The following is a 13,353-nucleotide window of genomic DNA, read 5'->3' as shown; positions in this document are numbered from 1 at the left end:
TACTTCAAAATCGCGTTTGAATTAATAATTACAGATGGGTTAGACTTGTGAACGGCTTGCAAATCCGTGCAAGCGACCTTGCGAATCCCGTCAGACCACCGCCTGGAGCGGCGCCTTCCATGAGCAGCAGCACACCCGAACCCACCTACAAGCCGGCCGATCTCGACGCCTGGGCCAAGTCCGCCGCCAAGTCGGCGCCCGGCGGCGACGTGAATGCGCTGAACTGGATCACGCCCGACGGCATCAGCGTGAAGCCGCTGTACACCGCGGCCGACCTGCAAGGCCTGAAGTACACCGACACGCTGCCCGGCTTCGAGCCCTACCTGCGCGGCCCGCAGGCCACCATGTACGCGGTGCGCCCCTGGACCATCCGCCAGTACGCCGGCTTCTCTACGGCCGAAGAATCGAACGCGTTCTACCGCAAGGCGCTGGCCGCCGGCGGCCAGGGCGTGAGCGTGGCCTTCGACCTGGCCACCCACCGCGGCTACGACAGCGACCATCCGCGCGTGACCGGCGACGTCGGCAAGGCCGGCGTGGCGATCGACTCGGTCGAGGACATGAAGATCCTGTTCGACCAGATCCCGCTCGACAAGGTGAGCGTGTCCATGACGATGAACGGCGCCGTGCTGCCGGTGCTCGCGGGTTACGTGGTCGCGGCCGAAGAGCAGGGCGTGGCGCAAGATCAACTGAGCGGAACCATCCAGAACGACATCCTCAAGGAGTTCATGGTCCGCAACACGTACATCTTTCCGCCGGCGCCGAGCATGCGGATCATTGGCGACATCATCGAGTACACGGCGCAGAAGATGCCGAAGTTCAACTCGATCTCGATCAGCGGTTATCACATGCAGGAAGCCGGCGCCAACCAGGCGCTGGAGCTCGCCTTCACGCTGGCCGACGGCAAGGAGTACGTGAAGACCGCGCTGGCCAAGGGCCTCGACGTCGACGGCTTTGCCGGCCGCCTGAGCTTCTTCTGGGCCATCGGCATGAACTTCTACTTGGAAGTGGCCAAGATGCGCGCGGCGCGTCTGCTGTGGTGCCGCATCATGAAGGAGTTCAACCCCAAGAACCCCAAGAGCCTGATGCTGCGCACGCACTGCCAAACGTCTGGCTGGTCGCTCACCGAGCAGGACCCGTACAACAACGTGGTGCGCACCACCATCGAGGCGATGGCCGCGGTGTTCGGCGGCACGCAGAGCCTGCACACCAACGCGCTCGACGAAGCCATTGCGCTGCCCACCGAGTTCAGCGCCCGCATCGCGCGCAACACGCAGCTCATCATCCAGGAAGAGACGCACATCACGAACGTGATCGATCCCTGGGCCGGCAGCTACATGATGGAGAAGCTCACGCAGGACATGGCCGATGCCGCCTGGACCATCATCGAAGAGGTCGAGGCGATGGGTGGCATGACCAAGGCCGTGGACAGCGGCTGGGCCAAGCTCAAGATCGAGGCCGCCGCCGCCGAGAAGCAGGCGCGCATCGACTCGGGCAAGGACGTGATCGTCGGCGTCAACAAGTACAAGCTCAAGAACGAGGACGCGATCGACAGCCTGTCGATCGACAACGTCAAGGTGCGCGAGCAGCAGGTGGCGCGCCTGCAGAGCATCCGCGCTTCGCGCGACAACGCCAAGGTGCAGGCCGCGCTCGACGCGCTCACCGAAGCCGCCGAAAGCAATACCGGCAACCTGCTGGCGCTGAGCATCGACGCGGTGCGTGCGCGCGCCACCGTCGGCGAAATTTCCGATGCCCTCGAAAAATCCTTCGGCCGCCATCGCGCCGACACGCAGAAGGTGACCGGTGTGTACGCTGCCGCCTACGACTCGGCCGAAGGCTGGGAAAACCTCAAGACCGAGATCAACGCGTTCGCCGAGGCGCAGGGCCGTCGCCCGCGCGTGATGATTTCCAAGCTGGGCCAGGATGGGCACGACCGCGGCGCGAAGGTGGTGGCCACCGCGTTCGCCGACCTGGGCTTCGACGTCGACATGGGCCCGCTGTTCCAGACGCCCGAAGAGTGCGCGCGCCAGGCCATCGAGAACGACGTGCATGCCGTGGGCGTGAGCACGCTCGCCGCCGGCCACAAGACCCTCGTGCCGGCCATCATCGAAGAGCTGCGCAAGCAGGGCGCGGACGACATCATCGTCTTCGTCGGCGGCGTGATTCCGCGCCAGGACTACGACTTCCTGTACGAAGCCGGCGTCAAGGGCATCTACGGCCCGGGCACGCCCATCCCGGCCAGCGCCAAGGACGTGCTGGAGCAGATCCGCGCGGCCGTCGCAGTCTGAGACGAAGCGACGTGGGCGATCTCTTGTCGCGGCTGTCGCTGCAGCCCGTGGATTCCAGCGATTTCGAAGACATGCTGGCCGTGCGCATCGATGCGATGCGTCCGAGCCTGGAGCGCGTCGGCCGTTTCGACCTCACGCGCTCGCGCGAGCGCCTGTCGGCCGGTTTCGTGGTGCCGTACATGCACCACATCGTGCTCGACGGTGAGCAGCGCCTGGGCTTCATCACGCTCAAGCCCGAGGACGCGGATGCGCTGCGCCTCGATCACCTGTACCTGCGCACCGGTTTCCAGGGGCGCGGCATCGGCGAATGGGCGCTGCGCTGGGCCAAGGCGCAGGCGCGCGAACAGAAGCTGGACATCAAGCTCACCGCGCTCGTGCAGAGCGACGCCAACCGCTTCTACCAGCGGCACGGCTTCGTGCTCGAAGGCGAGGAGGGCGTCGACCTGCACTACCGCTGGCGCGTGGCGTCGGAGGCCGCGTGCTGAACACCGTCGGCGCGCTCGAACGCGCGCTGGCCGATGCGCCGGGCATGGCGCAGCGGCGTGCCATCGCCAAGGCGATCACGCTGCTCGAATCGACGCGCACCGACCATCGCGCGCAGGCCGACGAGCTGCTCACGGCCTTGCTGCCGCGCACCGGCGCGTCGTTTCGCCTGGGCATCTCGGGCGTGCCCGGCGTGGGCAAGTCGACCTTCATCGAAACGCTGGGCCTGCTGCTGATCGGCAAGGGCCACCGCGTGGCGGTGCTCACCATCGACCCCTCATCCACCGTGTCGGGCGGCTCCATCCTGGGCGACAAGACGCGCATGGAGCGCCTGTCGGTGCACGAGCGCGCCTACATCCGGCCCAGCCCCTCGAGCGGCACGCTCGGCGGCGTGGCCGAGAAGACGCGCGAGGCCATGCTGGTCTGCGAGGCCGCGGGTTACGACATCGTCATCGTCGAGACCGTGGGCGTGGGCCAGAGCGAAACGGCGGTGGCCGGCATGACCGACATGTTCGTGCTGCTGCAGCTGCCCAACGCGGGTGACGACCTGCAGGCGATCAAGAAGGGCGTGATGGAGCTGGCCGACCTGGTCGCCATCAACAAGGCCGACATCGACCGCGACGCCGCCACGCGCGCGCAGGCCCAGATCACCTCGGCACTGCGCCTCTTCGGCCACCAGGGCAACCCCGACCATGCACACGCCGTGCACGACGCCCACAGCGGCGTGGAGCGCCGCTTCTGGCTGCCCAAGGTGCTGCAGCTGAGCGCGCTCGCCGGCACCGGCGTCGACGCCTTCTGGGACGCCGTGCTCGAATTCAAGGCGCTGCAGACCGCCAACGGCAAGCTCGCCAAGCGCCGCGAAAAACAGGCCACCGCGTGGATGTGGGAACGCATCGACGCCGGGCTCAAGCAGGCGTTCCGCCACCATGCGCAGGTGCGCGAGCTGCTGCCGCAACTCACGCAGCAGGTGGCCCAGGGCAGCCTGCCGGCCTCGACGGCGGCGCGCCAGCTGCTCGCCGCGGCCGCCATCACCGCCCGGGTGTGACACCCCGGCCCCCACAAGTCTCTCCCAGCAATCCAGAACCACAGCTTCGGAAGCACACCATGCAAGAACTGATCGAACAACTCGAAAAGAAGCGCGCCCAGGCGCGACTCGGCGGCGGGCAGAAGCGCATCGACGCGCAGCACGCCAAGGGCAAGCTCACGGCGCGCGAGCGCATCGAGCTGCTGCTCGACGACGGCACGTTTGAAGAGTGGGACATGTTCGTCGAGCACCGCTCGGTCGACTTCGGCATGGCCGAGCAGAAGATCCCCGGCGACGGCGTGGTCACGGGCTACGGCATGATCAACGGCCGCCTCGTGTTCGTGTTCAGCCAGGACTTCACGGTCTTCGGCGGCGCGCTCAGCGAAGCCCATGCCGAGAAGATCTGCAAGGTGATGGACCAGGCCATGAAGGTCGGCGCACCGGTCATCGGCCTGAACGACTCGGGCGGCGCCCGCATCCAGGAAGGCGTGGCCTCGCTGGGTGGCTATGCCGATGTGTTCCAGCGCAACGTGATGGCCTCGGGCGTGGTGCCGCAGATCAGCATGATCATGGGCCCGTGCGCGGGCGGCGCGGTGTATTCGCCCGCCATGACCGACTTCATCTTCATGGTGAAGGACAGCAGCTACATGTTCGTCACCGGCCCCGAGGTGGTGAAGACCGTGACGCACGAGAGCGTGACGGCCGAGGAACTGGGCGGCGCCATCACCCACACCACGCGCAGCGGCGTGGCCGACATGGCGTTCGAGAACGACGTCGAGGCGCTGATGATGCTGCGCCGCCTGTACAACTACCTGCCGCTGAACAACCGCGAGAAGCCGCCGGTGCGCCTGGGCAACGACGGCCAGGGCGACCCGGCCGACCGGCCCGACTACTCGCTGGACACGCTGGTGCCCGACAACCCGAACAAGCCCTACGACATCAAGGAACTGATCCTGAAGGTGGTGGACGACGGCGACTTCTTCGAGCTGCAGCCCGACTACGCGAAGAACATCGTGATCGGCTTTGCGCGCATGGAGGGTCAGACGGTCGGCATCGTGGCCAACCAGCCGCTGGTGCTGGCGGGCTGCCTGGACATCAAGAGCAGCATCAAGGCGGCGCGCTTCGTGCGCTTTTGCGATGCCTTCAACATCCCCGTCATTACCTTCGTCGATGTGCCCGGCTTCATGCCCGGCACCGGCCAGGAGTACGGCGGCATCATCAAGCATGGCGCCAAGCTGCTGTACGCGTACGCGGAGTGCACGGTGCCCAAGATCACCGTCATCACGCGCAAGGCCTACGGCGGCGCGTACGACGTGATGGCCTCCAAGCACCTGCGCGGCGACGTCAACCTGGCCTGGCCGCGCGCCGAGATCGCGGTGATGGGCGCCAAGGGCGCGGTGGAGATCATCTTCCGCGAAGACAAGAACGACCCCGAGAAGCTCGCTGCCCGCGAGGCCGAGTACAAGGCCCGCTTCGCCAACCCGTACGTGGCCGGCGCGCGCGGCTACATCGACGACGTGATCCTGCCGCACGAGACGCGCAAGCGCATCTGCCGCTCGCTCGTGATGCTGCGCGAGAAGAAGCTCGAGAACCCGTGGCGCAAGCACGGCAACATTCCGCTCTGAGCCGCACGGAGAAAGAAGAACATGTTCAAGAAGATCCTGATCGCCAACCGTGGCGAAATCGCCTGCCGCGTGATTCAAACGGCCAAGAAGATGGGCATCCTCACCGTCGCCGTCTACTCCGACGCCGACAAGGAAGCCCGCCACGTCGAGCTGGCCGACGAGGCCGTGCACATCGGCGCCGCACCCAGCCGTGAGAGCTACTTGCAGGCCGACCGCATCATCGCGGCCTGCAAGAAGACCGGCGCCGAGGCCGTGCACCCGGGCTACGGCTTCCTGTCGGAGAACGAAGCCTTTGCGCGCAAGGTCGAGGAAGAGGGCATTGCCTTCATCGGCCCGAAGCACTATTCGATCGCGGCCATGGGCGACAAGATCGCCTCGAAGAAGCTCGCGAACGAAGCCCAGGTCAACACCATCCCGGGCTGGAACGACGCCATCGAGACGGCCGAGCGCGCGGTCGAGATCGCCAAGGACATCGGCTACCCGGTGATGATCAAGGCCTCGGCCGGCGGCGGCGGCAAGGGCCTGCGCGTGGCCTTCAACGACAAGGAAGCCTTCGAGGGTTTCACTTCTTGCCGCAATGAAGCGCGCAATTCCTTCGGCGACGACCGCGTGTTCATCGAGAAGTTCGTCGAGGAGCCGCGCCACATCGAGATCCAGGTGCTGGGCGATTCGCACGGCAACGTCATCTACCTGAACGAGCGCGAGTGCTCCATTCAGCGTCGCCATCAGAAGGTGATCGAGGAGGCGCCGTCGCCCTTCATCACCGACGCCACGCGCAAGGCGATGGGCGAGCAGGCCGTGGCGCTGGCCAAGGCCGTGAAGTACCAGAGCGCGGGCACGGTGGAGTTCGTGGTCGGCAAGGACCAGAGCTTCTACTTCCTGGAGATGAACACGCGCCTGCAGGTGGAGCACCCGGTGACGGAGTGCATCACCGGCCTGGACCTCGTCGAGCTGATGATCCGCGTGGCGGCCGGCGAGAAGCTGCCGCTGGCGCAGGCCGACGTGAAGCGCGACGGCTGGGCCATCGAGTGCCGTATCAACGCCGAAGACCCGTTCCGCAACTTCCTGCCGTCAACGGGCCGCCTGGTGAAGTTCCAGCCGCCGGCCGAGAGCATGTTCGCGAGCGACACGGACCACCTGCACGGCGTGCGCGTGGACACCGGCGTGTACGACGGCGGCGAGATCCCGATGTACTACGACTCGATGATCGCCAAGCTCATCGTGCACGGCAAGGACCGCAACGAAGCCATCGCGCTCATGCGCGAGGCGCTCAACGGCTTCGTGATCCGCGGCATCAGCAGCAACATCCCGTTCCAGGCCGCGCTGCTGGCGCATCCGAAGTTCGTGGCGGGCGATTTCAACACCGGCTTCATCGCCGAGCACTACGGCAAGGGCTTCCACGCGGAAGACGTGCCGCACGCCGATCCGGCGTTCCTGGTGGCGCTGGCCGCCTTCGTCAACCGCCGCTACCGCGCGCGCGCCTCGGGCATCAGCGGGCAGCTGGCGGGCCACGGCGTGAAGGTGGGCGAGCAGTTCGTGGTGGTCGAGCTTGGCCCCGAGGGCAAGCACGTGCACCACGCGGTGTCGGTGAGCGACTTCCAGGACAAGACCGGCGCCAGCGCCGTCACGGTGGGCGACAAGCGCTACCAGATCGAGAGCGACTTCGCGCTGGGCGCGGTGCGCGTGCAGGGCACGGCCAACGGCAAGCCCTTCACGGCGCAGGTGGAGCGCGGCGCGGGCAAGAACCCGCTGGCGCTGCGCGTGTCGCACGACGGCACGCAGATCGAGACCATGGTGCTGTCGCCGCTGGGCGCGCGCCTGCTCGAGCTGATGCCCTACAAGGCACCGCCCGACCTGAGCAAGTTCCTGATGTCGCCGATGCCGGGCCTGCTGGTCGAGGTGTCGGTGCAGCCGGGGCAGCAGGTCCAGGCCGGCGAGAAGCTGGCCGTGATCGAGGCCATGAAGATGGAAAACGTGCTGTTCGCCACGCAGGACGGCGTGGTGGGCAAGATCTCGGCGGCCAAGGGCGAATCGCTCGCCGTCGACCAAATCATTCTGGAGTTCAACTGATGGGTGCCAACGACCTGCAACAAGCGGCAATCACGCTGCACCGCCCGGCCAAGGCCGTGGCGACGCCCCAGGGCCCCTGGTCCGTCGAGGCCATCCAGGCGCTGCTGGACAAGCCCTTCATGGAACTGCTGTTCGAGGCGCAGACCGTGCACCGCCGGCATTTCCCCGAGGGCGACATCGAGCTGGCCACGCTGCTGTCGGTGAAGACCGGCGGCTGCCCCGAGAACTGCGGCTACTGCCCGCAGTCGGCCGAGTTCGACACCGGCGTGAAGGCGCAAAAGCTGATGGAGGTGGACGAGGTGGTGCGCGCCGCGCAGGCCGCCAAGGACGCCGGTGCCACGCGCTTCTGCATGGGCGCCGCCTGGCGCGCGCCCAAGGACCGCGACGTCGAGAAGGTGGCGGTGCTGGTCGAGGCCGTGAAGGGCCTGGGCCTGCAGACCTGCGCCACGCTGGGCATGCTGGAGCCGCACCACGCGCAGCAGCTCAAGGCCGCAGGCCTGGACTACTACAACCACAACCTGGACACCGCGCCCGAGTACTACACCGACGTGGTCGACACGCGCACCTACCAGGACCGCCTGGACACGCTGGCGGCCGTGCGCAGCGCCGGCATCAGCGTGTGCTGCGGCGGCATCGTGGGCATGGGCGAGCAGCCGGTGCACCGCGCCGGGCTGATCGCGCAGCTCGCGAACATGGACCCGTACCCCGAGTCGGTGCCGATCAACAGCCTGGTGCGCGTGCCCGGCACGCCACTGGCCGACTCGGAGCCGGTCGATCCCTTCGACTTCGTGCGCATGATCGCCGTGGCCCGCATCACCATGCCGACCGCGCGCGTGCGCCTGTCGGCCGGCCGCCAGCAGATGGGCGAGGCGGTGCAGGCCCTGTGCTTCATGGCCGGCGCCAACTCGATCTTCTACGGCGACAAGCTGCTGGTCACCGGCAACCCCGACGTCGATGCCGACGTGCAGCTGCTGCGCAAGCTCGGCCTGCGCTCGCACCGCACGCAGGAGCAGGCAGAAGAAGGCGGCTGCGCATGACCACGCCGCGTCCCTTCAAGGTGCTGGGCATCCAGCAGATCGCCATCGGCGGCCCCGACAAGCTGCGCCTGCAGAAGCTGTGGGTCGACATGCTGGGGCTCGAGGTCACGGGCACCTTCCGCAGCGAGCGCGAGAACGTCGACGAAGACATCTGCTCGATGGGCAGCGGCCCGTTCAAGGTCGAGGTCGACCTGATGCAGCCGCTGGACCCCGAGAAGAAGCCGGCGGTGCACACCACGCCGCTGAACCACGTCGGCCTGTGGATCGACGACCTGCCCAAGGCCGTCGAATGGCTCACGGCGCAGGGCGTGCGCTTTGCGCCGGGCGGCATCCGCAAGGGCGCGGCCGGTTTCGACATCTGCTTCTTGCACCCCAAGGCCAACGACGAGTTCCCGATTTCGGGCGAGGGCGTGCTGGTCGAGATGGTGCAGGCGCCGCCCGAGGTGGTGACGGCCTTCAACGCGCTCGCCGCTACGCGCTGAGTGCCTTGCGCACCGGCGGCTTCACGTCGGCGCGCTGCGGCGGCAGCATCGGCTGGTGTTCGCGCGCCGGGTTCAAAATGATCGAGGTTGCGGTCTCGGTCAGGATGCAGAACTTGGCGAGCACCGCGTCGAGGTGCGGCACGTCAATCACGGCGATCTCGAGGATCCAGCTGTCCTCGCCGGTCACGTTGTAGGCATTGACGCATTCGGGCGTCTCCTGCACCAGCTTCACCACGAGGTCGTAGTCGGCGCGACCGACGCGGATGATCCCGCGAATGCCGTAGCCCAGCCGCGTGAGGTTCACGGTGGCGCGGTAGCCGGTGATGACGCCGGCAGCTTCCAGCTTTTTCACGCGCTCGGTCACGGCCGGCTGGCTCAGGTGCACGCGGCGGCCCAGCTCGGCCATGCTCAGGCGGGCGTCGGCCTGCAGTTCGGCCAGGATGCGGGTGTCGTGGGCGTCCAGCGTGGGGGTCAAGGTGAAGTCCATGGAAGTCCTTTAATTCGACGGTGCGGTGCGAGCAGAACCATGAATTTCGCATGGCTGCCGGCCCATGGCTTTCATACCATGACGGGCATTCCATACCAAGAAGAGACACCCTCGATATGTCGACACTCGCCACGCCCGCGCAGGCCGCGCCTGCCGCTTCCTCCTCGCGCCCCCGGCTGACGCCGCTGTTGTGGCTGTGCCTGGCCGCCACCTGGGTGGTCTGGGGCTCGACCTACCTGGCCATCAAGTACGCGCTGATCAGCTTTCCGCCGTTCCTGCAGATGGGCTCGCGCTTCCTGGTCGCGGGCGTGCTGCTGGCGGCGTGGATGCGCTGGCGCGGCACGCCCTGGCCGACGCGCCTGCAGTGGCGCAATGCGCTGGTCGTCGGCGCGCTGATGCTCGGCGGCGGCATGGGCGGCACGGCGCTGGCCGAGGTGTCGATCGGCTCGGGGCTGGTGGTGGCGTTCATTGCCGTCATTCCGTTGCTGATTGCTCTGTTGAACCTGATCTGGGGCGTGAAGCCGGCGCGGCTCGAAGCGGCGGGCATTGCGCTGGGGCTCGTCGGCGTGCTGATGCTCACGCAGGGCAGCGGCTTCAAGGCCTCGCCCGAAGGGCTGGTGGCGATCTGCGTGGCCTGCATCTGCTGGTCGCTCGGCAGCGTGCTGAGCCAGCGCAAGCTGCCACTGGCACCCGGCGCGATGGGCTTCGCGAGCGAGATGCTGTGCGGCGGCGTGGTGCTGATGGTGCTGGCCGCGGTGTCGGGCGAAACGATGAGCTGGCCGCCGCAGCCGGTGGCGCTGGGGGCGTGGGTCTACCTCGTGGTGTTCGGCTCGCTGATCGCCTTCAACGCCTACATGGTGCTGCTCGCGCAGGCGCCGGCGGGGCTGGCGGCGAGCTACACCTTCGTCAATCCGGTGATCGCGATGCTGCTGGGCGTGTGGATCGCCCACGAGACGGTCACGCGCTTCGAGTGGTACGCCGTGGGTGTGGTGCTGGCGGGCGTGCTGCTGTTGCTTTTCAAGCGCCCGCAGAAGGGCTGATCGGGCAGCTCAGGCCGGGCGGCGCCAGAAGGCGAGGGTGGCCGCCAGCAGCCACATGCCGACCGCGCAGCTGCGGTTGAGCACCTTGAGGCCGCGGCGCGAGAGCCAGCGCACGGCCTGCGTGCCGGCGCCGGCATAGGCCAGCATCACGCAGGTGTCGAGCACCACGAAGATCGCGCCCAGCACCAGGTACTGTATGCCCTGGGGCTTGGCGGTGTCGATGAACTGGGGCAGGAAGGCCGCGAAGAACAGCACCGTCTTCGGATTCGAGAGCGCCACCATCAGGCTGCGCACGAGCGCGATGCGACCGTGCGGACGGACCTCGATGGCCGACCTGGCCAGCGCGGTGCCCAGGTCGGTCGCCTCGCTGCGCCACAGCTTGATGCCGAGCCACACCAGGTAGGCCACGCCCGCGACGCGGATCGCGTTGAAGAGCCATTCCGAGGCCGCAAGCAGCGAGCCCAGCCCGAGCGCCACGACCGCGATCAGCGAGACGCTGCCGAGCGACGCGCCCGCGATGCCCCAACTGGCGCGGCGCATGCCGCCGTCGATGCCGTTGGACAGCGCCAACAGCATGGTCGGGCCGGGGATCACCGCCAGGGCGAGTGAGGCGACGGCGTAGATCAGCAGGGTGTCGAGGGTCATGGTTTCGTTGCTCCCTGGCGCTGTTCGGCGGCGGCGCGGGCACGCGCCAGGGCGGCTTCGACGATGGAGCGCTTGCGCGTGTCGGCGGCTTGCGGTTCGGTGGCGGCAGGCGCGGGTTCGGCCTCACGCTTCGCGGTCGCGCGATGTTGGGCGTGCAGCTTGTAGCGCTGCAGGGCGGCCTCGGCCTGTGCCTGCGACCACGCCTGCCAGCCGCTGCGGCCGGGGGTTTCAACCTCGAGCGAGATGCAATCGACCGGGCAGACCGGAATGCACAGCTCGCAGCCCGTGCAGTGCGTCTCGACCACCGTGTGCATGCGCTTGTGGATGCCGATGATCGCGTCGGTCGGGCAGGCGTCGAGACAGAGCGTGCAGCCGATGCACCAGGCCTCGTCGATGACGGCCATGGCGCGTGGGCCTTCGGTGCCGAACTGCGGATCGAGTGGCAGCGTGGGGCGGCCCGTGAGCAGCGCGAGGCGCTCGATGCCCTCGGCGCCGCCGGGCGGGCACTGGTTGATGTCGGCCTCGCCGTCGGCGATGGCCTGCGCATAACCCGCGCAATCGGGGTAGCCGCACCGTGTGCACTGCGTTTGAGGCAGTGCGTCGTTGATGCGTGCGGCCAGCCCGTTCACGGTGGGTGATGCGCGCGGCTCAGCGCGCGGCGCTGGCGCGGGGCTTCTTTGCCGCTGCGACCGGCTTCTTGACGGCCGGCGCAACCTTCACGGCGACGGCCTTCTTGGCGGCGACCGGCGTCTTGCGGGCCGCGGCGGTTGCCACGGCCTTCAGCTTCTGGCCCGGCTTGATGCGGTCTTCGGCCGGCAGCTCTTCGCGGGCACCGGCACGGCGCTGGGGCTCGTCGCTGGCGGCGATGAAGTTGCGCACCTTCGGGTAGACCAGATCGCGCCAGCGGCGGCCGCTGAAGATGCCGTAGTGGCCCGCGCCCTTGACTTCGTAGTGCTCGCGCTTGGCATCGGCGATGCCGGTGCACAGGCTGTGCGCGGCCTGGGTCTGGCCCGAGCCGGAGATGTCGTCGAGTTCGCCTTCGACGGTGAGCAGGGCGGTGGCGTGGATGTCCTGCGGACGCACACGCTCCACCTGGCCGGCGGGGCTCTTCACGTCCCAAGTGCCGTTGACCAGGTCGAAGTCCTGGAACACGGTGCGGATGGTTTCGAGGTAGTAGTCCGCGTCCATGTCGAGCACGGCGTTGTACTCGTCGTAGAACTTGCGGTGGGCTTCGGCGCTGGCGTCGTCACCCTTGATCAGGTCCTTGAAGTAGTCGTAGTGGCTGCTGGCGTGGCGGTCGGGGTTCATGGCCACGAAGCCCGTGTGCTGCAGGAAGCCCGGGTAGACCTTGCGGCCCGCGCCCGGGAAGCCTTGCGGCACGCGGTAGATCACGTTGTTCTCGAACCACTCGAAGCTCTTGTTGGTCGCGAGGTTGTTCACGGCCGTGGGCGATTTGCGCGCGTCGATCGGGCCGCCCATCATGGTCATCGTGAGGGGCAGCGGCTCGCCGCGGCTGGCCATGAGCGACACGGCCGCCAGCACCGGCACGGTGGGCTGGCACACGCTCACCACGTGGCAGTTGCCGTACTCGGCCTGCAGGCGGCGGATGAACTCCTGCACGTAGTTGATGTAGTCGTCCAGGTGGAACTCGCCGTCCGACAGCGGTACCAGGCGCGCGTTCTTCCAGTCGGTGATGTAGACCTTGTGGTCCTGCAGCATGGTGCGCACGGTGTCGCGCAGCAGCGTGGCGTAGTGGCCCGACAGCGGCGCCACGATCAGCACCACGGGCTGGCTCTTGAGCGTCTTGAGGATGTGCGGTTCGTCGGTGAAGCGCTTGAAGCGGCGCAGTTCGCAGAAGGGCTTGTCGAGCTCGACGGCCTCCTGGATCACGACGTCTTCGCCGTCGACCTTGACGGACTTGATGTTGAACTCGGGCTTCTCGTAGTCCTTGCCCAGCCGATACAGCAGGTCATAGCCGGCGGCCATGCGCTGTGCCATCGGCAGTTGGCTCCAGACGGCGCCGGGGCCGTAGAGCTTGGAGGCGGCCTGGGCGAAGTCCGAAAAGGGCTCCATCAGGGAACGCTGGGCTTCGTAGAGTTGATAGAGCATCGCGGGTCTTTGAGTGGATGTTGCAGTGCAATATATCAGTGCATTTGCCGCGGCGCAGGGGGCCGA

The 13,353-nt window shown here is 67.5% G+C and carries 12 protein-coding genes; 8 read left to right on the top strand and 4 right to left on the bottom strand.

From position 1 onward, the window contains the following. The first annotated feature begins 119 nt into the window (after positions 1–119). The 7 genes from scpA to AC1RAD_RS11695 are packed head-to-tail and all read left to right on the top strand — an operon-like array spanning position 120 to position 9,006. Positions 120–2,285, top strand: coding sequence for a methylmalonyl-CoA mutase (gene scpA / locus AC1RAD_RS11725; protein WP_492734876.1), 2,166 nt, complete (start codon positions 120–122; stop codon positions 2,283–2,285). An 11-nt stretch (positions 2,286–2,296) separates the two neighbouring features. After that, positions 2,297–2,770, top strand: a complete 474-nt coding sequence (locus tag AC1RAD_RS11720; RefSeq protein ID WP_062473207.1) for a GNAT family N-acetyltransferase — start codon at positions 2,297–2,299, stop codon at positions 2,768–2,770. A 44-nt stretch (positions 2,771–2,814) separates the two neighbouring features. Beyond that, positions 2,815–3,813, top strand: a complete 999-nt coding sequence (gene meaB, locus AC1RAD_RS11715; RefSeq protein WP_492735232.1) for a methylmalonyl Co-A mutase-associated GTPase MeaB — start codon at positions 2,815–2,817, stop codon at positions 3,811–3,813. Between the two features lie 59 nt (positions 3,814–3,872). Continuing rightward, positions 3,873–5,417, top strand: a complete 1,545-nt coding sequence (locus AC1RAD_RS11710) for an acyl-CoA carboxylase subunit beta (RefSeq protein WP_062473211.1) — start codon at positions 3,873–3,875, stop codon at positions 5,415–5,417. A gap of 21 nt (positions 5,418–5,438) precedes the next feature. After that, a complete protein-coding gene (gene accC, locus AC1RAD_RS11705; RefSeq protein WP_492734874.1) occupies positions 5,439–7,487 on the top strand; it encodes an acetyl-CoA carboxylase biotin carboxylase subunit in 2,049 nt (682 codons plus the stop codon). Further along, a complete protein-coding gene (bioB, locus tag AC1RAD_RS11700; RefSeq protein ID WP_062473215.1) occupies positions 7,487–8,524 on the top strand; it encodes a biotin synthase BioB in 1,038 nt (345 codons plus the stop codon). The genes accC and bioB overlap by 1 nt, the downstream gene beginning before the upstream one ends. Then, positions 8,521–9,006, top strand: a complete 486-nt coding sequence (locus AC1RAD_RS11695; RefSeq protein ID WP_056580047.1) for a VOC family protein — start codon at positions 8,521–8,523, stop codon at positions 9,004–9,006. The genes bioB and AC1RAD_RS11695 overlap by 4 nt, the downstream gene beginning before the upstream one ends. Here AC1RAD_RS11695 and AC1RAD_RS11690 read toward each other — a convergent pair. Continuing rightward, the gene (locus AC1RAD_RS11690) at positions 8,996–9,493 is read right to left on the bottom strand and encodes an Lrp/AsnC family transcriptional regulator (RefSeq protein ID WP_062473217.1); all 498 of its coding nucleotides are present in this window, start codon (positions 9,491–9,493) and stop codon (positions 8,996–8,998) included. The two genes, AC1RAD_RS11695 and AC1RAD_RS11690, sit on opposite strands and share 11 nt — an antisense overlap. 116 nt (positions 9,494–9,609) lie before the next feature. On the opposite strand from AC1RAD_RS11690, the gene yedA reads away from it, so the two are divergent. Further along, the gene (gene yedA, locus AC1RAD_RS11685; protein WP_447745005.1) at positions 9,610–10,533 is read left to right on the top strand and encodes a drug/metabolite exporter YedA; all 924 of its coding nucleotides are present in this window, start codon (positions 9,610–9,612) and stop codon (positions 10,531–10,533) included. 9 nt (positions 10,534–10,542) lie between these two features. On the opposite strand, the gene AC1RAD_RS11680 is transcribed toward yedA, so the two are convergent. Genes AC1RAD_RS11680 through AC1RAD_RS11670 form a run of 3 tightly spaced genes read right to left on the bottom strand, consistent with a single transcriptional unit; the run spans position 10,543 to position 13,287 of the window. Further along, entirely contained in the window at positions 10,543–11,178 is a 636-nt protein-coding gene (locus tag AC1RAD_RS11680) for a LysE family translocator (protein ID WP_492734871.1), read from the bottom strand. Further along, positions 11,175–11,807 carry an RnfABCDGE type electron transport complex subunit B gene (locus tag AC1RAD_RS11675; RefSeq protein ID WP_492734870.1) on the bottom strand — a complete coding sequence of 211 codons (633 nt, stop codon included), beginning with the start codon at positions 11,805–11,807 and terminating at the stop codon, positions 11,175–11,177. The genes AC1RAD_RS11680 and AC1RAD_RS11675 overlap by 4 nt, the downstream gene beginning before the upstream one ends. A 19-nt stretch (positions 11,808–11,826) precedes the next feature. Beyond that, on the bottom strand, positions 11,827–13,287 hold the full coding sequence (locus AC1RAD_RS11670; protein ID WP_492734869.1) for a polyhydroxyalkanoate depolymerase: 1,461 nt from the start codon (positions 13,285–13,287) through the stop codon (positions 11,827–11,829). Positions 13,288–13,353 lie beyond the last annotated feature (66 nt).

The organism is Variovorax sp. GW823-FHT04B03, assembly GCF_058796495.1.
This window is presented reverse-complemented; position numbering and strand designations above follow the sequence as displayed.